The organism is Vibrio mediterranei, from assembly GCF_013364395.1.
Taxonomy (GTDB): Bacteria; Pseudomonadota; Gammaproteobacteria; order Enterobacterales; family Vibrionaceae; genus Vibrio; species Vibrio mediterranei.
Genome location: NZ_JABXGK010000008.1, coordinates 365,038 through 385,113, shown reverse-complemented (window position 1 = coordinate 385,113; position 20,076 = coordinate 365,038). Strand labels below are relative to the sequence as shown.

20 protein-coding genes and 1 pseudogene are annotated in these 20,076 nt (G+C 44.1%); 10 read left to right on the top strand and 11 right to left on the bottom strand.

The window, feature by feature from the left end; translation table 11 throughout:
• Window positions 1–15: 15 nt before the first annotated feature.
• Entirely contained in the window at window positions 16–597 is a 582-nt protein-coding gene (locus HOP38_RS18785) for a class I SAM-dependent DNA methyltransferase (protein ID WP_006069202.1), read from the bottom strand.
• A 180-nt stretch (window positions 598–777) separates the two neighbouring features.
• Between HOP38_RS18785 and HOP38_RS18780 the strand changes: the two genes are divergently transcribed.
• Window positions 778–1,656 carry a LysR family transcriptional regulator gene (locus HOP38_RS18780; RefSeq protein WP_038221630.1) on the top strand — a complete coding sequence of 293 codons (879 nt, stop codon included), beginning with the start codon at window positions 778–780 and terminating at the stop codon, window positions 1,654–1,656.
• 177 nt (window positions 1,657–1,833) lie between these two features.
• Window positions 1,834–2,514 carry a cation efflux transmembrane domain-containing protein gene (locus HOP38_RS18775; protein ID WP_038226297.1) on the top strand — a complete coding sequence of 227 codons (681 nt, stop codon included), beginning with the start codon at window positions 1,834–1,836 and terminating at the stop codon, window positions 2,512–2,514.
• A gap of 22 nt (window positions 2,515–2,536) precedes the next feature.
• On the opposite strand, the gene yddG is transcribed toward HOP38_RS18775, so the two are convergent.
• Window positions 2,537–3,451, bottom strand: coding sequence for an aromatic amino acid DMT transporter YddG (yddG, locus tag HOP38_RS18770; RefSeq protein WP_198558686.1), 915 nt, complete (start codon window positions 3,449–3,451; stop codon window positions 2,537–2,539).
• Window positions 3,452–3,657: 206 nt separating this feature from the next.
• On the opposite strand from yddG, the gene HOP38_RS18765 reads away from it, so the two are divergent.
• Window positions 3,658–5,190 carry a phospholipase D family protein gene (locus HOP38_RS18765; RefSeq protein WP_198558685.1) on the top strand — a complete coding sequence of 511 codons (1,533 nt, stop codon included), beginning with the start codon at window positions 3,658–3,660 and terminating at the stop codon, window positions 5,188–5,190.
• A 62-nt stretch (window positions 5,191–5,252) separates the two neighbouring features.
• Here HOP38_RS18765 and HOP38_RS18760 read toward each other — a convergent pair whose 3' ends face one another.
• From HOP38_RS18760 to HOP38_RS18730, 7 genes are all read right to left on the bottom strand, one after another.
• Window positions 5,253–5,405, bottom strand: coding sequence for a hypothetical protein (locus tag HOP38_RS18760; protein WP_006069207.1), 153 nt, complete (start codon window positions 5,403–5,405; stop codon window positions 5,253–5,255).
• A gap of 174 nt (window positions 5,406–5,579) precedes the next feature.
• Window positions 5,580–6,731 carry an arginase family protein gene (locus tag HOP38_RS18755; RefSeq protein WP_031494544.1) on the bottom strand — a complete coding sequence of 384 codons (1,152 nt, stop codon included), beginning with the start codon at window positions 6,729–6,731 and terminating at the stop codon, window positions 5,580–5,582.
• A gap of 155 nt (window positions 6,732–6,886) precedes the next feature.
• Window positions 6,887–8,050, bottom strand: coding sequence for a MalY/PatB family protein (locus HOP38_RS18750; protein WP_198558684.1), 1,164 nt, complete (start codon window positions 8,048–8,050; stop codon window positions 6,887–6,889).
• Window positions 8,051–8,117: 67 nt separating this feature from the next.
• A complete protein-coding gene (locus HOP38_RS18745; RefSeq protein ID WP_038226292.1) occupies window positions 8,118–8,537 on the bottom strand; it encodes an N-acetyltransferase in 420 nt (139 codons plus the stop codon).
• 4 nt (window positions 8,538–8,541) lie between these two features.
• Window positions 8,542–8,997, bottom strand: a complete 456-nt coding sequence (locus HOP38_RS18740; protein WP_198558683.1) for a GNAT family N-acetyltransferase — start codon at window positions 8,995–8,997, stop codon at window positions 8,542–8,544.
• 66 nt (window positions 8,998–9,063) lie between these two features.
• A complete protein-coding gene (gene lhgO, locus HOP38_RS18735; protein ID WP_198558682.1) occupies window positions 9,064–10,290 on the bottom strand; it encodes an L-2-hydroxyglutarate oxidase in 1,227 nt (408 codons plus the stop codon).
• Window positions 10,291–10,331: 41 nt separating this feature from the next.
• Entirely contained in the window at window positions 10,332–10,901 is a 570-nt protein-coding gene (locus HOP38_RS18730; RefSeq protein WP_038226290.1) for a TetR/AcrR family transcriptional regulator, read from the bottom strand.
• Between the two features lie 87 nt (window positions 10,902–10,988).
• Between HOP38_RS18730 and HOP38_RS18725 the strand changes: the two genes are divergently transcribed.
• The gene (locus tag HOP38_RS18725; protein WP_124941797.1) at window positions 10,989–11,519 is read left to right on the top strand and encodes a dihydrofolate reductase family protein; all 531 of its coding nucleotides are present in this window, start codon (window positions 10,989–10,991) and stop codon (window positions 11,517–11,519) included.
• Window positions 11,520–11,568: 49 nt separating this feature from the next.
• Here HOP38_RS18725 and HOP38_RS18720 read toward each other — a convergent pair whose 3' ends face one another.
• Window positions 11,569–12,453: a LysR family transcriptional regulator gene (locus HOP38_RS18720; RefSeq protein ID WP_006069215.1), complete on the bottom strand. Its 885-nt coding sequence runs from the start codon at window positions 12,451–12,453 to the stop codon at window positions 11,569–11,571.
• Between the two features lie 128 nt (window positions 12,454–12,581).
• Here HOP38_RS18720 and HOP38_RS18715 point away from each other — a divergent pair, with 128 nt between their 5' ends.
• Window positions 12,582–13,736, top strand: a complete 1,155-nt coding sequence (locus HOP38_RS18715) for a dimethylarginine dimethylaminohydrolase family protein (RefSeq protein ID WP_124941795.1) — start codon at window positions 12,582–12,584, stop codon at window positions 13,734–13,736.
• Between the two features lie 43 nt (window positions 13,737–13,779).
• Window positions 13,780–13,914: pseudogene (gene tatA / locus HOP38_RS18710) on the top strand (twin-arginine translocase TatA/TatE family subunit); the annotation flags it as partial.
• 85 nt (window positions 13,915–13,999) lie between these two features.
• Here the strand turns inward: tatA and HOP38_RS18705 are convergent.
• Entirely contained in the window at window positions 14,000–14,674 is a 675-nt protein-coding gene (locus HOP38_RS18705) for a fructose-6-phosphate aldolase (RefSeq protein ID WP_198558681.1), read from the bottom strand.
• A 163-nt stretch (window positions 14,675–14,837) separates the two neighbouring features.
• Between HOP38_RS18705 and HOP38_RS18700 the strand changes: the two genes are divergently transcribed.
• The 4 genes from HOP38_RS18700 to HOP38_RS18685 all read left to right on the top strand — a co-directional run bounded on the left by HOP38_RS18700 (window position 14,838) and on the right by HOP38_RS18685 (window position 20,027).
• Window positions 14,838–15,737, top strand: coding sequence for a glycyl-radical enzyme activating protein (locus HOP38_RS18700; protein ID WP_198558680.1), 900 nt, complete (start codon window positions 14,838–14,840; stop codon window positions 15,735–15,737).
• A 5-nt stretch (window positions 15,738–15,742) separates the two neighbouring features.
• Entirely contained in the window at window positions 15,743–18,166 is a 2,424-nt protein-coding gene (locus HOP38_RS18695; protein ID WP_198559355.1) for a formate C-acetyltransferase/glycerol dehydratase family glycyl radical enzyme, read from the top strand.
• A gap of 95 nt (window positions 18,167–18,261) precedes the next feature.
• On the top strand, window positions 18,262–19,002 hold the full coding sequence (locus HOP38_RS18690) for a DeoR/GlpR family DNA-binding transcription regulator (RefSeq protein ID WP_038226276.1): 741 nt from the start codon (window positions 18,262–18,264) through the stop codon (window positions 19,000–19,002).
• Window positions 19,003–19,073: 71 nt separating this feature from the next.
• Entirely contained in the window at window positions 19,074–20,027 is a 954-nt protein-coding gene (locus tag HOP38_RS18685; protein WP_198558679.1) for a LysR family transcriptional regulator, read from the top strand.
• Window positions 20,028–20,076: the final 49 nt, after the last annotated feature.

The following is a 20,076-nucleotide window of genomic DNA, read 5'->3' as shown; positions in this document are numbered from 1 at the left end:
ATACATTAAATGTAATTACTTATGAGCGACTGCCATCAGCACTTTTCGCACACCTTTGCCAGTGTCGATTTCAAATGGTGTCGTGACGTCAACTTTATCAAAACCCGCATTAAGCAATGTGTCTTTTGCTCGTTTCAGTGTCAAACCATAATCTTGGTTGTCTGTCTCTGCCACCCAATCCCAATGAACAAATAAACCGTATTCATCAAGCAACGTGTAAATGATATTAACCGTCTCTTGAAGGTTATCTAAAAAACCGCATACCGAAGACGCGACGACAAGATCAAACTGATTACGAAATGCTGGATGCTGAGCAACCAAACCGCGAGTCAAAAGATCAACGACCGGCTCAACATTTTCCAAGCCTTTTTTGTCTAACTCTTCGATCATCGCTTCAGAGCCATCCAATGCCACAATCTCTTTCGTCTCAGGAGACATCAATTGGCTTAAAAGACCCGTTCCACAGCCAAAGTCTAATACCGATTTACGCTTAAGTGACGTGAGTTCAGTTAACTCTTTGAAGCAGGCTTGTGCAAAGGTTGCCGTCGCTTCGTTGTTTTCCCATGTCGCGGCGTACTCATCCCACTCGTTAGACATAGTTCACTCCATTATTTCTACTAGTACCACGATATCTCAGGCACCAAACTTTAATCCTTAATAACTAGGCATAGATTAAACCAGAACACCAATCAATTCCTAGTGTTATCTTCGTATTCTTTGGCACACATGCTATGATTTTTGTTCCGTTAAGTAACAGGTAGTTTCACCGCTATGTCGATAAATCTTTCTCAAATAGAGGCATTTTGTGCAGTGGCCGACACTGGTTCAGTCTCTGAGGCTGCAAGAGTCCTAGACTGCAACAGAACGAAACTTAGCATGGCAATCAAAGCACTAGAGAAAGATCTCGATACCGAACTGTTTGTGCGTACGGGCAACAACGTCTCTTTGTCTGAGACGGGTAAAGCGATCTACAAAGACTGTGAGAATTTACTGATTACTTCGGCGCGCATTCGTCAAACCTGTGCGCAAGTCTCTGGCGATTTTGCCACCGAGTTACGCATTGCCCATGATGACTCACTGCCAGACACCTTGTGGCGTGATTTCTCAATCCACTTAAATCAGCAGTTTCCTGCCATCTCTTTTAATGTGGTTCTAGTTTCTTCAGGAGACCTAGCAGACATTGTTGAGAAGAAACAGGTAGATTTCGCGTTTGGTGTTGATTTCGAGCGCGTTGAAAACCCTCGTTTGGCCTATCAGCCATTGGGTAAAATCCGCATGATGTCAGTATGTCGTTCAGATAATAAGCTTTCCAAGCTGCCTCGAGTCTCTGATGAAGTTCTACGCGACTCTATGCAGGTTTCCCTCGCTTACCTCAATCATCGCGATAACCCAGAACTATTGCCTTTCTCACTAAAGTACATTGGGTTTTCTAGCTTTGAATTTATGTTGAAAACGATCCTGTCCGAGGGAGCTTGGGGTGTACTGCCAGAGCCGCTGATAAGACAGCACCTAAGAGAGCAAGAACTCTCAGTCATCAAACACACTTATGGTCTAACACAAGAAGATTATTGCATGTTCACTTCAGCAGGTATGTCCGAACACCCCGCAATGATTTGGCTTGCAGACCAAGTCAGTGAATACTTGTTTGCTTTCTAAGCCAAGTACCATCAGTGAGCGTCAATATTCCTGCCACCAGAAAAGCGTTCTAATATATTGATTTTCATAAAATTAATTAACACCATTAGATTTTTAAGTCATGTTTAGCAAACTTTTGTTTGAAAGATAACCAGCCTAGCTCAACAATGGATACAGATTTTAAAGAAGGTAAATCGTATGTATCCCAATAATCCACATAATGAGTCAAAAACTCTGACAGTATCAGCCATTATTGCAACAGGCTTTGCTATCGCAGGACTTGTTGTCGGTGTGGTGATGGGCTCATTAGTTATCGCTTTTGATGGTGTGTACTCCTTAGTCAGCCTACTGTTAACTTTATTGTCGCTGGTTGCTGCGACACAGTTGAAAAAGCCAAACAGCGCGCTTGCCAAATACGGCCGCACGACAGTTGAAGGTACCGTGATCGCCATTAAAGCTTCTGTAATTCTACTGATTGTATTGGCGTCGTTGTATTCCGCAGTAACAGCAATGTTTGGTGGTGGCCGTCCAGTAGATACCTCTATTGCAACCATATTTGGACTGTTTAACGTTATCGGATGTGCGCTTTCATGGTGGTATATCGCTAAGAAAAACGTAGCACTTAACTCAAACCTTATTGATGCTGAAACAAAACAATGGCAAATGGACACCATGTTAAGTGTCGCTGTAATGACGGGCTTCATTGCAGCTTGGGTACTAGAGCAGTCCCCATTCGCTGCATACAGCGTCTATGCTGACCCAATGATGATGATTTTGATCTCAGCGTATTTTATTAAGGTGCCTGCCGTCATGTTAAAGGACGCATGTGAACAGCTTTCTAGCCCACAAAGTAAGCAAGTGTCAACGTCTAACGCTTAACTCAAATTCAATATAGCTTTAATTAAGCCGGAGCATTTTCATGCTCTGGCTTCTCTTTGGTGGCCCAATAACACACAAGTGACCCTATCGTTACTAATGCCACGCCTTGCCAAAATGAAGCGCCTAGAGCAACCGATAAATAGAATGAAGAGAAGATCGTCGAAAATACTGGCGTAAAGTAAGAGAAGGTCGCAAGAAGCACCATATTTCCGCCAATGATAGCTTGATTCCACAGTGCATAACCCGCTCCCATGACTACACCCGATATCAATAATGTTGATACAGATGAGAGCGTAAATGTCATTCCACTTTCAGAGCTGAATGCATATTGAATCCACAGGGTGATGGCTGTCGCGGCGAAAAATAATACTATGGCATTCTTCCCATTACTCATTTTCGGAGTGATATTACAGTAAAATGCCCAAATAAACGCCGCACTAAATGCCATAAAATAGGTAATCGGATTCGTCGCAATATTTGCTGCAAGTACAGACAACGCTAGACCAGAGTCCCCCGAAATACACCATGCGACGCCAACAAATGCCACCAATACACTTGGATACACCAGAGCACTGACTTTGCGTTTAGTCGATACAACGGCAAGCAATACCGTTAGGGCTGGCCACAGATAGTTGATCACCGCCATTTCCATCGCTTGATGACGGTCATTTGCCATTCCTAGCGCGAGAGCCAAGAAGATTTCGTAGCTTACAAAAAGTGCCCCACCTAGTAACAGATATTTACGATTGAAGTCTGGTAACTTAGGAACCCCCATCACCATAGTAAGTGAAATGGTACTCACAGTGTACAGCATTGCTGCCCCACCAATTGGCCCAAACAACTCGGCAATATTACGAGTCAATGCCATTAACGTGCTCCACAATAATATTGCAGCAACTCCAAACAGCGTGTATTTGTTTGAACCAAGTCCAGCCATAATCTCTCCTTAAATAATGGCAGTTAATTTTCTATAAACTGATATCAGCAATTGCTATGCAACTGAGCGGGTTTCTATTAACCTTAGATTAAGCAAGTGTGAAAAATATCAGTCAAAAGCCTGAGGATACAGTGCATTTGCCAATGGAAGTGGCTAAACTCGCTCTGCATTTTTAGGAAATCACAATTTAAAGTAACACTTTAACTATGCTCAATTTTTTGTCTATAAAAAACCTGTTTTCTGTTTTACTGATTATTGCCTTAAGCGGGTGTGTATCATCAAGCATTGATCCATCGAGGTACGAAAAATCCCCGTCCTACACAATCATCAACGACACACCCACACGCTTGGACGACTATTTCTCACGAGAAGTCGCCTCACACTCCTTGACCACTGAGACCGGATTCTATCCACTAGACAAAGGTCATGATGCACTGCTTGCTCGTCTAGCGATAATTGAAACCGCGCAATCTAGCATTGATGTTCAATATTATATTTTCCGTGATGATGAAGCGGGCAACTTAATTGCTTGGCGTCTGTTCGAAGCAGCTGAACGTGGCGTTAGAGTTAGGTTGTTACTGGATGACATGCAAAAGTACGATGACAGCGACCTAGTGCGCTTCAGCAGTCATCCGAATATTGAAGTACGCATGTTTAACCCGCATCACTTGCGATCCGCTCGTGGTATCGCAATGCTTAGTGACTTTGAGCGACTCAACCACCGAATGCACAATAAGTCGCTGACCGTAGATGGCGTGGTTTCCATTGTTGGTGGAAGAAACGTTGGTAACGAATACTATTCCATCGAATCAACGGTCGAGTTTGCCGATTTAGATCTACTTATGGTTGGGAAATCGGTTCGACAAGTAAATCGCCAATTTGATCTTTATTGGAATAGTGATTACAGCGTTCCTATTGAATGGATAACACCTCAGATGGAACACTACACCGACGCAGATGTAGATACTTGGGTTAAAAATCTAGGGTTAGAAGCGAAGTTCTCAGGCGGTATTTATGATTTTGCTAAGCTGCCTCTTTATACCGATCTCATCAATGGAACCATTGATTTGTATTGGGGTGAAAGTGACTTGTTATATGATCTGCCTAATAAACCGGACAGCAAACAGAGCACCCTAATCGATAGCCTAGGCGCCGTATTAGATGAAGGAGAAACCTCTTTAGTATTCATTTCACCCTACTTCGTTCCCACGGAGCGTGGTACCCAAGACTTGGTGAATGCCGTCAAGGATGGCCTAGAAGTCGTCATTATAACAAACTCACTGGCTTCCAATGATGTATTTGCCGTTCACGGGTGGTATGCCAAATACCGTAAAGATTTAGTGGAAGGCGGCGTGCAACTATGGGAAGTGAAATCCCATGCCGAAATCAAGAAGAATTGGAGCCTGACAGGGAGCAGCCGTTCAAGCCTGCACACTAAAGCCATGGTTATCGACAAAACCAAGATCTTTGTAGGCTCAATGAACTTAGACCCACGTTCCGCGCACTTGAATACGGAAATGGGCGTTGTTGTTGAACAGCCTGAATACGCACAAAAGGTCTATGATGAGATTATGCGAGAAATACCCACTACTGCGTATGAGATTGCCGTCAAGGATGGTGATGTGGTTTGGATAGATCATTCAACAGGTAAAACACTCACCTCTGAGCCTGATGCCAGTGTCTGGCGCAAAATGGGCGCGTGGTTCAGTGGCATACTACCCATTGAAGAGCAGCTCTAATGGATGGGATAAAAACTAAAAAAGGTAGCCTTGGCTACCTTTTTTCTCAATCTTGAAAGTGATTATGCTTTCTTAAGATCACGTGCTGGGTAAGTTAGAGACATGCCGTCTACTTTAACGTGAACGTAGTAGCCACCACTGCTCAAACCAGTAACAACCATCTGACCTAGATCGATACCTTTTGTTGCAACAACAACATCATCAATAGCAAACATTTTGAACCCTTAATTGGAAATAAGATTAACAGCAATCTTTCGGGCGCTATTGAAGCAAAGTTGATGCGTTTGAACTAATCTGATTTTTTGTCGTTTGGACAAGATTATTTTGTTGTGGCAGGAATAAAAAAACCACCGCTGCGGCGATGGTTTTTACTATTCATAATCAATATATTACAGTGACACTGAGCCGAATGCTTGATGCCAAACTGTGTGGCGATTCTCACCACCGTTTTCTTTCTTGCGCTCTTCAGCTAACCAGCATAGAAGTTCCCAACCAAAACCAGCAGCAATGATGCCATCTTTGTCAGTTGGATCCGTATCAGGCGTGTATTCTGCAATATCTGCTCCCACCAAACGTACTTTGCCTGATGCCTTTACTTTACGAATGATATCGTAAACTTGCAGGTGAGTAAGGCCGAACGGATCTGGGCTTGAGTTTGAACGACAGAATGCAGTATCCAGAGCATCAAGATCAAATGTAAAGTATACCGGACCACCGTCACCACAAAGCTCGATGATCTTATCCGCAACAGCGTCTACGCCTTGCTCGTAAACTTCATTGGTCGTGAAACCTGTAGTCCCGAATGCAATATGATTACCTTTTACTAATGCCGTTTGACGACCACGCATACCAATTTGTACCGTGCGCTCTGGGTCCGCTAGACCTTCAGAGTAAAGCTTTGGTAACCAGTGACCTGATGTGTAAGGGTAATCAAAGTCTGCACGTGTCGACAAGTCATAGTGTGCATCGAAGTGAATCACTCGCAAAGGACCATACTTCTCACCAAGCGCACGCATCGTTGGATATGGGATTGTGTGGTCACCACCAAAAATCAGTGGAGTACAGTCTTTTTCGACCACCATGTGGTGTAGAAGCTCGGTTAACTGCTCGACTTCTGCTTTTAGTTCAAATTGACCTAAGCTGTCCCAGTTACCATAGTCAGAAACGCGGCACCATTCGAATGGAATTTCACCGTTATCACCAACCGTTCCCATCCCCATTTTACTCAGGTGACGTAGACGCTGTGGTGCGAACTTGTGAGAAGAACCAGTTGGAGAGCATTTCTCAATACCCATTCCATAGATAACAACATCAGTGTTATCCAAATCTTGCGAGAACGGCGCTTGATAGAAGCCTAGGTAATCTTTATTGATGAAACTCATCTGCTCGATACCTTTGCCACCACCTTGCTCTTTAACACGAGCTAAGTAAGCCGCTACTTCAGGATCAAGGTTATCTGCTGCCGATACGTTTTCCCAAATATGTTTATATTTAGCAACTTTCTCTGGGTCAATTGCTGGCCACTTCTTAACATTAGACATGGTATTGCCTCTCATTTCTGTTGAACATCATCACTTTAGCGACTCTGTTATGGCAAAACCAGTAGCAAGGGGTATGTTACTTAAGTAACCCTGACACGTCGTCTGGTATCAGGGTTACCAATAGTAAGTCGCGCCACCATTTTAGTGATATCAGGCTAAGCGAATACTCGCTGTAGTCGCTCAATGGCTTCTACCACTCGCGCTCTCGGTGTTGCTAGATTAAATCGCAAAAACTGTTCACCGCCCGTACCGAATGACGAACCATGGTTCGCAGCAATTTTTGCCTCGCTCTGGACTTTTTCAATCACTTGATCAGGGGTTAAACCTGTACCTGAAAAGTCTACCCACGATAAATACGTCGCTTGCAAAGTCATAGATTGCAATCCATCAATAGCATTAATCGCTTCATCAAAGAGACGACGGTTTTCATCCAAGTATTCCACCAGCGCTTCCAACCATGCTTCACCCTGTTCATAAGCGGCCGTTGCCATCAGCATACCGATACGGTTAGGACCAACACCGGCAGCATTAAGAACACTCGTATACTGCGCTCGTAACGTTTCGTTTGGAATGATGGCGGCACCGGTCAAAGCGGAAGCGATGTTAAATGTCTTAGTTGTCGCCGCAAGGATGATCATATTCTGTTCATGTTTAGGGGCTGCAAGTGTTGCCACAATGTGCTTATTAGGAGGGAAAACCAGATCATGATGAATTTCATCCACTACTAATATCAAGTCATGCTGAGCACAAAACTCGGCCACCTCACGGATTTCATCCGCACTCCAAATACGGCCGCCGGGATTATGAGGAGAACACAAGATTACCATCTTTTCTCGGCCATTAAGATTAGCCGCTAAAGCTAGTAGATCCATTTTGTAGTGACCGTCTTCCTGTACTAGCGGACTCTCTACCACAACTCGTTTATTGGCATTGATAACGCGCGAAAAAGCATGGTAGACAGGAGTAAACAAAATAACGCCATCACCAGGCTTACTATACGCCTGAACGCAGAGTGCCGTACCTTGTACTAATCCTGCACAGGTTACTATCCACTCGGGCTGAACACTCCATTGGTGTCGTTTACTCATCCAAGTAATAACGGCATTTCTATAGCGATGGTCATCACCATAGTAACCATTAACCCCGTTATCCGCGGCTTCCATTAAAACCTGATTGACGGCAGGCGGCGCTTTAAAATCCATGTCAGCGACCCACATGGGTAACCCTTCATCAGGAGAAACACCAAAACTACTCTCCATCTCATCCCATTTGGCCGAATGGGTACCTCTACGCTCTACAATCTCATCGAAGTTAAACATTGCTTATTTCACCGTCCATTTCGTTGGAGAAACAGTTTAACTCGTTGATATTCAGGGAACCAGACAGTTAGCCCGACATTGTCAATTGAATGTGACCTGTGTGGGGGTCAAGGCTTTCATCAACAATGCTAAAACCACAACGATGATAAAAGCCTATTGCACGACAGTTGTGTTTATACACCGACAGGGATAACGCCTGGCTTTTCTCTCTGGCATCCGTTATTAAACGCATCCCAATGCCGTCGCCTTGTGCTTGTGGGTCAACAAACAAGGCCGCTAAATTAGAATTTACCAAAGAGTAAAACCCCAAAACCCGTCCGGCTCGCTCATATACAAAGGTATCTGAGTTCGGAAGGTATTTGTTACGCATATCGTCTACACGTTGGTGCCAGAATAGCGGCTCAACAAAATCATGCGCTTCTACTGACGCGCTGAGCCAAATCTTTAACACACTGTCTAAATCTTCTTCGCTAAACTCTCTGATCATTGACCTATTCCATATAGTATTTGAATCCGTAGTGACTTTTCTCGAAACCAAGACGCTCATAAAACTGATGGACACGTTCGCGAACTTGATTACTAACAAGTTGAACTATCTTGCACCCTTGATATCTAGATTGCTCAATAGCAAACTCAACCAGACTAGCCCCTACACCTTTTCCTTGAGCATGATTTGCGACAAACACGCCTTCAATATTAGCTCGTATTTCGCCGTTATAGGTAAATTGAGGAATAAAACTCAGTTGCAACGTCCCAACGACGTTGTCATCAATAGTAGCGACATACAGGAAATGATCCTTAGATGTCGCAAAATGGTCAAATATCCGATACATATCGTCAGTAATTTGCCCATCGCAAGCTTGCTTTAATTCAGGCTTATCATCCCAAAACAAAGGCAGGATTGAAGCCAGATCATCAGAGTGGGCAATACGGATTTCTATGGTCATAACACGTTCACTTATTCAAATTGAGAAAGGTATCGTTAAGTATGCAGACCATTCATGACTAAAGCTTTACAGCTTAAAATCAACAGTTTGCTGCGCTACCTTGTCACAAATATACTCTCCAATCGGTATGGCGGATGTCGCTGCCGGAGAAGGTGCGTTACAGACATGCAAGCTTCTAGAAGTTTGAGCAAATAAAAAGTCGTGCACTAACGACCCATCTGCTTTGACGGCCTGCGCACGAATTCCGGCGGGGTAAGGTTTAAGATCATCCAAGACAATCGACGGGCAGTACTTGTGCACTAACCCTAAGTATCCGGGCTTCCAAATGGAATTTTTGAACTCATATAACCCAGTAGTTAAATGCTGCAACGTAACTTTCCAGTAACCTGAAAATGTCAGCATTTGCCAACAGTCACGCCAACTAATGTTAAATGAGCCGTAACCTTCTCGTTTCCAACCTTGCACTGCATTAGGGCCAACAGTAATAGAGCCATCGATCATTTTTGTTAAGTGAACACCTAAAAAAGGTAACTCGGGATCGGGAATAGGATAGATAAGGTGGTTAACAACATCACGATGCTTATCAGCAAGCCGATAGTATTCACCGCGATAAGGAATGATTTGGAAGTCGGTTTTAATACCTATCATAGTGGCCATTCGATCCGCCATTAAACCTGCGCAAACCACTAGTTGTCGACATTTAAGAGTGTTCAAAACGCCGTTTTGCAAGCAGGTTAACGTCACATGGTCGTCATACTCCTGCATCGCTTTTACAGACGTTGATAGCTGCACTACACCACCCAATAGCGAAAATTGCTGTGCCATCACTTCGGTAACCTTTCGATAATCAACAATACTAGTTTCGGTCACTCGAATAGCTCCCAATCCCGATATATTGGGCTCTAACGCTGCTAACTGCTTTTGATCGATAAGTTCGACCTCGATTCCATTTTGTAGGCAGCGTTGATACAAACTCTGCATCCGTTGCATTTCTAGCTCAGAGGTCGCAACAAGTAGCTTGCCACAGTTTTCAACGGGTATTTGGTGTTGATGACAAAATTCTATCGTCGCTTTAAGACCACGCTTACAGAAATCCGCTTTTAAACTGCCGGGTTGATAGTAAACACCTGCGTGAACAACACCGCTATTGTGTCCGGTTTGATGCTGCGCCACATGCGATTCTTTTTCCACAACCAGAACAGAACTGTCAGGATAACGCTGCTTAAGCTGCCATGCGGTTGATACACCTACAATGCCACCACCAACCACAATAAAGTCGTACATGTCTCTCATCCTTGTGAAACTCGATATTGACTACCTTACTCCGCTGGCTGCTAGGAGGAAAGTGAAGGTGTCACAGCTTTTAAATACAGCGTTATTGACCCCTGATAAATGTCGTATTTCGCTTGCTGGTCAATCTCGGAAAACTGCATAGAGAATGCGAACCCATGCAAATAATCCGCAAGCAGACTCACTGCGTTTTGTTTCTCTGTCGTAGATAGATCAAGTTCCTCAATAACTTGATTGAACCGACTGATAAATACATTAGCGGGTCCTGCTGTTTTCATCTTGAACAGTGTTTCTAGCAAGCCCGGATATTGTCCCAATAGCTCAAGATAACTCCAACCTAGTTGCTGTAACTCCTGTTGCCATTCTCGTCCTTCCTCCGGCAGATATATCCCCTCAACCAAAGATACTGCTACAGCTTCTAGCAACTCATCCTTGTTTTTGAAGTAATAGTAGATGGCCATCGCATCTATATTCAGCTCAGTAGCTAGCCTTCTGATACTTGGGATCTTTCCATCCATTTGCATCAAGCGCTTTGCGTTTTCCACTATCACTTCTTTGCTCAGCGTGACATTACCTTTAGTTGGACGTCCCCTTTTTTTGGCCTTGACAGTCATAAAAGTTCCTAGCTAAACTAATATTAATTTCTACACTGTAGAATTATAGCAAAATGACCTTTAATATCAAATAGCGGAGTCTCAACAATGGCAAATATCGTATACATCGGAACCAGTCTAGACGGCTATATCGCAGACAAAAATAACGGTCTCGATTGGCTACATGATGTGCCAAACCCTGAGGGCTCAGATTTTGGTTTTGCGGAGTTTATGGACCGAGTTGATGGACTCGTCATGGGCAGAAACACTCTAGAAATCGTTCTGAGTTTTGGTATTGAGTGGCCCTACTCTAAGCCAGTATTTGTGTTAAGTAATACACTTACTAAAGTGCCTGAAGGCTATGAAGACAAAGTCTTTTTGGTGAAAGGTAAGCTAAGCGACATCGTTAGTGACTTGAACTCGAAAGGCTACAAAAACCTCTACATTGATGGCGGTAAGACGATTCAGAGTTTCTTAGCGGAAGATCTAATTGATGAGATGATAATCACCACCATTCCCGTTCTGCTTGGCGGAGGCATTCCATTGTTTGGCGAGCTCGATAAACCATTGAAGTTCCAACATGTCTCAGCAGAACGTTACGCTGATTGTATTGTTAAGAATCGATACGTTAAGGCTTAAGAATGACCACAGGTGCCAGAGTGATGATGCTCTGGTACCATTAACCACGTCAAAAATTCGCTATCTGTTTGATTTGGCCAACGAGCTGTTTTACGACTCGCCCCTGGTTCTTACTTGGTGCGCACCAAAGATCAATTCGGCACAGTATCTCGGTACAGGAAAACTCTGGATTAATAATGAGCAAGGATCCAACCTCTTGTCGTTGCTTTGCTAGAACCTTGGGAACAAATGCCCAGCCTAAACCTTGTTCCACCATATTCAATACATCCTCCTGATCCGTCATCACCCAGATTTCAGGAGATAAACGTCCTTGAAGTGATAGTGAAGGGTTTTCAATCATGCTTTCACAACAAATCTGACGACGGGTTAATAGAGCCTCGTTATCGACGATTGCAGTATCCGCTAAATCGCTATCCGGCGCACAAACACAGCACATTTCCATGAGTGCGATATCAAAAAACTCCAATGATTTTGGTTCAGCTGCCGTCGCGCATTGCAAAACGAGGTCCAGTTCATGAAGCTCAATTCGGGATTGTAAGTTGGCATTAGTATCTCTCACAATATGGATAGCGGTATTTGGAAAATCGCTTGCTAGTTTTTGCAGGCCAGACTCAATCATGCAGCTAGGTATTAATCTATCTATACCAATTGTCACTTTGTCTTCCACTTGCTGAGCATAGCTAGTGGCCGCACTCTCAATTCGCTCGATATGTCTAACTAGTAAAGTGCATTGCTGGTAAAGCCTTTCTCCTGCTGAGGTCAACCGGGGATACTTAGTCGAACGATCAAAGAGATCGATACCTAATTGGATTTCAAGGTTTGATATCGAAATGCTGATAGCCGCAGGCGTTTTGTTGAGTAATCTTGCCGCTGCGGAAAAGGAACCTTGCTCGGCTGCAGTCTTAAAGATAAACAACTGTTCAGTACTTAACATCCGTTCGCTCCCTAATATAAATGTCCGTTTTCACCCTACCATCTTTAAATTTTATTTAAACTAACTTATTTAACCTTTCACTATTTCATAAGTATTGTAGCTCCATCTAAACCAACAGGAGCAAACCAATGACAACTTCAATGACTCGCAGAAAGTTCTTTTCACTCACTGGCGCAGCAGCCGCAGTCACAGGCGCCGCTGTTGTCGCACCTAAGGCGTTAGCAAATGCGTTAAAGACCGATACCGTTGCTACAAAAAGTACAAGCCTTGCAGACACCGCGAAGCGTATTCATGTGACAAGCGAATATGGCAGGCTAAAAGAGGTGATCGTCGGACGCACCCCGAAGTTTGATGATAAATACTTTAACTATAGCGATGGCTACGAAAGAAATATGCCTTGGCTTAAACCAGAAACAGTGACATTCCTAAAAGAGAACCCAAATTCAACATGGGGAGATGTATACGGTGTTGAAGGCTATGAGAAACTCGTCAGCCAAGTTGAAGGATTTGTTTCAGCACTAGAACAACAAGGAGTGAAAGTTATTAGGCCAAAGGCCATTGAAGGCAAAAATGCGCATTATATTGACAGCACAATCGATCAAATATGGCCTAGAGATGTATTTTGTACAGTTGGCAACAACGTCATCGTCAGTTCCCTTCGTATGAGTTTTAAGCGCAAGCAGCAATATGCGTTCACCGGATTTTATTCCAACCTCATGAAACAAAAACAATGTAAATACCTCTCTGCACCACAGGCAGGACTGGATATTTTTACCAACGATGCCATTGCTAATGAACGAGCAAACTCGGAAAACATTTGCCTAGATGGCGGTGATTTCTTTGTAGACGGAAAAAACATCTATCTTGGCATTGGTGAAGGCTCCAACATGAATGGCTATGAATGGCTCGAATCAATGTACGGTGACGAATACACGATCACGCCTTTAATGCTTGATGAGAAAGCGTTACACCTCGATTGCGCACTATCATTACTAAGTCCTAACCTAGCATTGATTTGTCGAGATTGGATTAAATCCGATTTGCCTGAAAGCTTGGCTCACTACACCTTTATTGATGTTAATGAGAAAGAAGCCAGTTGGTTAGCGGCCAATGGGCTGCCTATTAGCCCAGATACGTGCATTATGGACAAAGCACATCAACGTGTAATCAATGAAGTTCGCAAGCACGGACACAATGTCATCGAGGTCGAATTTGATATGCCCTCAATGCTTGGTGGTGCGCTACGCTGTGCAAGCCAGCCTATATACCGTGAGTCTGTTTAAACGCATTTCAGGTATCTCACCAATATGAACACGGGAGACTATCATGGGTGGAATTAGTGTTTGGCAGCTCGCGATAATAGCCTTAATTATCGCGATATTATTTGGAACCAGAAAGCTGAGTACGATTGGCAGCGATGTAGGGAGCTCAATTAAAGACTTTAAGAAAGCACTAAGCGAAAGTCGTACTAGTGATCATAATCTAGATTAACCGCGACTCCGCTGGTCTGACACAGCACTTAGCCATGGAGGGCTAATTGGCTTTACTAGCTTTCAAATGAAAGCTTGTCACTAAACACTTCCAACCAATCTTTATCAAACTGTGCTACTGCTGGTTCAATGGCTGGATGCGAGAACATTTGCGCCGCCACATCAACTGGTAAAGTAATTGCACCAATTCCCAACTTCATCACATCCATCGCCTGCTGGACATTCTTGAAGCTTGCAGCGAGGATTTTTGTTGAAAGTCCATGTTTTTCGATCAGCAATTGAAGGTCACGAACCACTGCAACGCCATCACCATTCATAGCATCAATACGGTTAACGTAAGGCGCAAGATAATCGGCGCCACACAATGCAGCCATGAATCCTTGCTGCACCGTGTATATTGCTGTAGCTAGAACCTGAATACCCTCTTGTTTCATTAACTTAATAGCAGCTAACCCTGCCTCCGTAGCGGGAACTTTTATCACCATATCGTAAGGAAGTTCACTTAGCTTCTTTGCTTCCGCTAACATTGAATGAGGATCTTTACTCACCACTTGAGCGTGAAAACGCGCCGTATCACCCAATACTTCTGTCATATTAGCAAGTGTCGTCGTGAGCCCCACCTTAGATTTAGCGACAATCGTCGGGTTGGTGGTCACTCCCTTTAACGGGAAACATTGGTTAAAACGTGCGGTCTCGCTGACATCCGCCGTATCTAAGTAGAGTTCAATCATCTTCTATTCTCAAACCTTTATTTGAACATTATCAAGTTACCAACAATATAGATCTTGCCAATTTGATGGATCTTGATTTTGATCAAGACAATCTTCATATGAAGAGTTAAAGTTTCATTTAATGAAAGTATATAACTTCTTAAAATGAAAGATTGGATGGCACATGTATTTTAATATCCAAAGATTCTCTACTCATGATGGTGATGGTATTCGAAGCCTACTGTTTCTCAAAGGATGTAGCTTGGCTTGCCCCTGGTGCCAAAACCCAGAAAGTCGCAGTGCTAAGCATTCTGTGCTATTCGATAAACGCAGCTGTTTAAGTGACTGTCATCGCTGCTCGGACGCTTGCCCTTCAATTGAAGCTACACCAGAAGGCATCAAGATAAACAGAGATACCCTTGATGATTCACAAATCATTGCTTTGCGATATGTGTGCCCGACACAAGCGTTAACCGTGTGTGGAGAAGATGCTCAACAAAAAATGCTGTTCGATACCTTAATGAAGGATAAGCCGTTTTATGATCAAAGTAGTGGCGGGGTAACTTTCTCTGGTGGTGAACCATTAATGCAGTCGGATTTAGTGGCATCCTTAGCCAAGCAGCTCCAAGCAGAAGGTGTAAATACAGCTGTAGAAACGTGTATGCATGTACCGTGGAAAAACATTGAACAAACAGCGCCCTATATTGATTGCTGGCTAACCGATCTTAAACATACCAATGAAACAAAATTCTTGGACTGGGCACAGGGTTCACTGAAACGTATTAAGAGCAACTTCCACAAACTAGCGCCTATTGCAAAACGAATTATCATTCGTGTTCCAGTGGTCCCAGACTTTAATGACACCCCCGAAGAGCTCGAAGACATTATTGATTTTGCAGCTGATATCGAAAGCTGTACTGAACTACACCTGCTGCCCTATCACACACTAGGCATCAATAAATACCGTTTGTTGGACATGCCCTATTTATGCTCCGACAAACCACTCAACAACCCCGAGCTGCTTGAATACGCGCAACAGTACGCCAAGCAGTATCCACGTATCAACGTGATTGTAAGAGGCTAATGACTATGGAACTCAATTACTTACCTAAGCGTATTCAAGAACATAAGAAAGCTCTGGTTAATATTATTACGCCACCTATTTGTACCGAGCGTGCGCAAGCATACACCAAAGTCTACCAGCAGAATGAAGACAAGCCTGTTATCGTCCAACGTGCACTAGCACTGGAAGAACATTTAGCGACACGTACAATCTGGATCGATAATAATGAGCTAATTGTGGGTAACCAAGCCAGCAAACTGCGCGCGGCGCCAATCTTCCCTGAGTACACCGTACGTTGGATTGAAGCAGAGATTGATGAGCTTGCTGACCGACCAGGAGCAGGCTTTGCTGTCACAGAGCAAGACAAAGACATTATCCACGCCCTTACCCCATATTGGCGAGGTAAAACGGTACAGGATCGTTGCTATGGTCTATTCACCGATGAGCAGCAAGCCATCTTGGCAACGACCATTATCAAAGCCGAAGGTAATATGACATCCGGTGACGCTCACCTAGCAGTCGATAACGAGAAAATTCTCGCCATTGGTTTAGATGGGCTCATTACCGAGGTGGACGATCATCGTTTAAATAACGATATTTCCACTTATGAAGGACTTAAGAAAGAGCAGTTTTATAAGTCGGTCGATATTGTGTTACGTGCGATTCAGCAACACATTTTGCGTTTCTCGGAGTTGGCATTGAACATGGCGCAACAGGAGTCGGATACTCAACGCAAACTAGAGCTTGAAACCATTGCCGCAAACTGTGAACACATTGCTTATCATCCACCTTGCAACTTCTGGCAAGCATTACAGCTCTGCTACTTTGTGCAATTGATGCTGCAAATCGAATCAAACGGTCACTCGGTGTCATTTGGTCGTATGGACCAATATCTTAATGATTTCTACATCACCGATATCAACAATGGCTCCCTGCAACCTAGCTTCGCCACAGAGCTACTGCAAAGCTGTTGGTTAAAGCTGTTGGAAGTCAACAAAATACGCTCAGGGGCTCATTCTAAAGCCTCAGCAGGTTCTCCCCTTTATCAAAATGTGTGTATTGGCGGTCAAAAGCTTGATGAGAATGGAGTGCCAATGGATGCGGTCAACCCACTCTCTTGGGCAATTCTTGAGTCATGTGGTCAACTCCGCTCCACGCAGCCTAACTTGAGTGTTCGCTATCACGAAGGCCTGAATCAAGAGTTCTTAATGGGTTGTATCGAAGTCATTAAGTGTGGCTTTGGTATGCCAGCGTTTAACAACGATGAAATCGTTATTCCTGAGTTTATAAAACTAGGGGTCGAGCGAGAAGATGCCTACAACTATGCGTCGATTGGTTGTATTGAAACCGCGGTCCCTGGTAAGTGGGGTTATCGCTGCACCGGTATGAGCTTTATTAACTTTGCTCGAATCCTATTGGCCGCGTTAAATGAAGGTGTCGACGCCACGTCTGGAGAGTGCTTCTTACCTCACAGTAAGTCACTAGAGAAAAACAATTTCGCTAGTATGGATGAAGTGATGCACAGCTGGGCAGATCAAATCCGCTACTACACCAGAAAGTCGATTGAAATTGATACCGTTGTCGACTCTGTGCTGGAACAGCAGGCGCACGATATCTTTTGCTCATCGTTGGTTGATAACTGCTTACCAAGTGGCAAAACCGTTAAAGAAGGCGGTGCGAAGTATGATTGGATATCTGGATTACAAGTGGGAATTGCAAACTTAGGGAATAGCTTGGCAGCCATCAAGCATCTGGTGTTCGATGAGAAGCAGATCAGCCAGCCTGAATTGGCGAAAGCGCTGGCGGAGAACTTTGAAGGTTCACAACAAGAACAGTTGCGCCACCAGCTGATTAACTTTGCGCCTAAATATGGTAACGACGATGACGCTGTTGACCATCTACTAGCGCAAGCGTATCAAGTTTACATTGATGAACTTAAACAATTCGTTAATACCCGACATGGACGAGGCCCGATTGGCGGTGGGTACTATGCGGGGACCTCTAGTATCTCTGCTAACGTGCCATTCGGAGCCTCGACGATGGCAACGCCTGATGGCAGAAAAGCGTCAACTCCACTTGCTGAAGGAGCAAGCCCTTCGTCTGGCTCAGATCGTTTGGGACCAACGGCTGTATACAACTCAGTGGCCAAAATCCAAGCAAATCAGATTCTTGGAGGCGTGTTGTTGAATCAGAAACTCTCTCCTGCTGCTGTGCAGTCGGACAGCGATAAACTGAAGCTATCCATGTTGATTCGAACGTTCTTCAATCATCATAAGGGGTGGCACGTTCAATACAATATCGTATCGAGAGACACCTTATTGGCGGCCAAACGTAATCCTGAACAGTATCGCGATCTCGTGGTTCGCGTTGCAGGATACTCAGCGTTCTTTACTGCATTATCTCCAGACGCGCAGGATGACATCATCGCTCGTACCGAGCACGACTTATAACAAGTTTCAAATAACGACTTTCAAATGAAATTGAAACGAAAGAGGGCTATACTGGCCCTCTTCTTAATTGATGCATGCAAACACCCGGAGCCTCAATGAATTCCAGACAGTCTGAAATCTTAAACTTAGTGAACGACAGAACACGAGTGCAAGTCACCGACCTCTCTGAGCTCACTGGTGTTTCCGGTGTAACCATACGTCAAGACCTCAACTATCTAGAGCAAAACGGCTACTTAAAACGAGTTCATGGTGCCGCTGTTTCCTTGCAAAGTGATGACATCGACTCGCGCCTTGAAGTGCATTTCGATATAAAACAGCAGCTTGCCAACAAGGCTGCTGATCTTGTTGCCGCTAATGAAACGGTGCTTATCGAAGGCGGCAGTGCCAATGCGTTACTTGCTCGTACACTAGCAGAAAGAGGTGATGTCACCATCATCACTCCTTCGGCCTACATTGCGCATCTCGTTCGTCATACCTCAGCCAACATCATTTTGCTGGGCGGTGTTTACCAACATCAAGGTGAAAGTTTAGTTGGACCACTAACCAAGCTTTGCATTGAGAACATTCATTTTAGTACTGCGTTTTTAGGTATCGATGGCTTTGATATTGATACCGGCTTCACTAGTCGCGATATGATGCGTGCAGACATTGCCGATACCATCATCCAGAAGAAACGCCGCAATATCGTCTTAACCGATTCCAGCAAGTTCGGGCAGATCTTTCCGTCGTCGATTGGCGACACCAGCGAAATCTCCATTTTGTTGACTGATGACGCGGTACCAGAAAACATGGTTAAACATTTGCGGTCCAAGCACGTCGAGGTCATTATCGGCTAGCGATATTAATTCAAAGGCAATAGTATTAGTACTGATATGCTTTTGTGTAATAAATAGTGAGCAAGGAAGATATGAAGACTCTTGAGCAGGAACTATCAAGAATAGACTTAAATTTGCTGGTATCACTTAGCGTACTGATAAAAGAGCGCAATGTGTCACGAGCGGCTGAAAAGCTCTACCTCTCCCAACCAGCGATGAGTCGTACCCTTTCCCGGTTGAGAGCGCTTTTTGACGATCCTTTGTTTTACCGCGAATCCAATGGTCTGCAACCCACAACTAAAACCCTTGAACTAGAGCCTGAACTCGATCGAATCCTGCTATCCATTGATGCCTTACTTAATGGACTGAACTTCTCGCCCAGTCGATGTGAACGCGCCTTTAGAATTTCTGTACCACCGTTAATGAGCCGCTTTCTCACTGCTCCTTTAGCCAAAGCAATTAAAGAAGTCGCCCCTAACGCATCCCTTGAAGAATACCCCTCGTCTCTCGACCCTACTCAGCTCTTGAAAGACGGGCAAGTGGATTTTTCAATTCACGTTGAAGAAGTGGTACAAAGTGAGGAGTACCACTGTGAGAAGATTGGAAGCACTTACCCTGTTATCTATGGTTCGAATAGCCACCCATTGCTGGATAAACAGACTATAAGCATCAAAGATTGCTTAGAGTATCAATTTGTCGACCTATCTCTAGATGTGCGCTCTACTCAGCATTATCTCAACCCGATTGATATAGAGCTTGCCAATCAAGGGCTATCAAGAACCATCGCTTTAAAATCAGGACAACTCGCCACATTGATGGAATCACTTGAAGACACCGATAGATTAATGATTTCGAGCCACGCATTGGCCCAAACGTTTGAGAAGAGCTCCAACCTCAAGATCATCAAGCCGTTTAATGACAAGCCGTATTTAGTCAGTATCTATTTGATTGAACATCGCCGCACCTTGAGCAGTCCCGCTCATAAGTGGTTTAAAACATTGATGTTGGAAACGCTAGCAGAAAAGATATCGGTATCAGGCAGTTAATCAAGATATACGCTTCATGCATATCTGAAATAAAAAGGTATCATTAGTA

Coding starts and splice junctions, on each gene's coding strand:
- HOP38_RS18785 (WP_006069202.1), bottom strand. CDS start 597: ATGTCTAACGAGTGGGATGAGTACGCCGCGACATGGGAAAACAACGAA.
- HOP38_RS18775 (WP_038226297.1), top strand. CDS start 1,834: ATGTATCCCAATAATCCACATAATGAGTCAAAAACTCTGACAGTATCA.
- yddG (WP_198558686.1), bottom strand. CDS start 3,451: ATGGCTGGACTTGGTTCAAACAAATACACGCTGTTTGGAGTTGCTGCA.
- HOP38_RS18765 (WP_198558685.1), top strand. CDS start 3,658: ATGCTCAATTTTTTGTCTATAAAAAACCTGTTTTCTGTTTTACTGATT.
- HOP38_RS18760 (WP_006069207.1), bottom strand. CDS start 5,405: ATGTTTGCTATTGATGATGTTGTTGTTGCAACAAAAGGTATCGATCTA.
- HOP38_RS18755 (WP_031494544.1), bottom strand. CDS start 6,731: ATGTCTAATGTTAAGAAGTGGCCAGCAATTGACCCAGAGAAAGTTGCT.
- HOP38_RS18750 (WP_198558684.1), bottom strand. CDS start 8,050: ATGTTTAACTTCGATGAGATTGTAGAGCGTAGAGGTACCCATTCGGCC.
- HOP38_RS18745 (WP_038226292.1), bottom strand. CDS start 8,537: ATGATCAGAGAGTTTAGCGAAGAAGATTTAGACAGTGTGTTAAAGATT.
- HOP38_RS18740 (WP_198558683.1), bottom strand. CDS start 8,997: ATGACCATAGAAATCCGTATTGCCCACTCTGATGATCTGGCTTCAATC.
- lhgO (WP_198558682.1), bottom strand. CDS start 10,290: ATGAGAGACATGTACGACTTTATTGTGGTTGGTGGTGGCATTGTAGGT.
- HOP38_RS18730 (WP_038226290.1), bottom strand. CDS start 10,901: ATGACTGTCAAGGCCAAAAAAAGGGGACGTCCAACTAAAGGTAATGTC.
- HOP38_RS18725 (WP_124941797.1), top strand. CDS start 10,989: ATGGCAAATATCGTATACATCGGAACCAGTCTAGACGGCTATATCGCA.
- HOP38_RS18720 (WP_006069215.1), bottom strand. CDS start 12,453: ATGTTAAGTACTGAACAGTTGTTTATCTTTAAGACTGCAGCCGAGCAA.
- HOP38_RS18715 (WP_124941795.1), top strand. CDS start 12,582: ATGACAACTTCAATGACTCGCAGAAAGTTCTTTTCACTCACTGGCGCA.
- HOP38_RS18705 (WP_198558681.1), bottom strand. CDS start 14,674: ATGATTGAACTCTACTTAGATACGGCGGATGTCAGCGAGACCGCACGT.
- HOP38_RS18700 (WP_198558680.1), top strand. CDS start 14,838: ATGTATTTTAATATCCAAAGATTCTCTACTCATGATGGTGATGGTATT.
- HOP38_RS18695 (WP_198559355.1), top strand. CDS start 15,743: ATGGAACTCAATTACTTACCTAAGCGTATTCAAGAACATAAGAAAGCT.
- HOP38_RS18690 (WP_038226276.1), top strand. CDS start 18,262: ATGAATTCCAGACAGTCTGAAATCTTAAACTTAGTGAACGACAGAACA.
- HOP38_RS18685 (WP_198558679.1), top strand. CDS start 19,074: ATGAAGACTCTTGAGCAGGAACTATCAAGAATAGACTTAAATTTGCTG.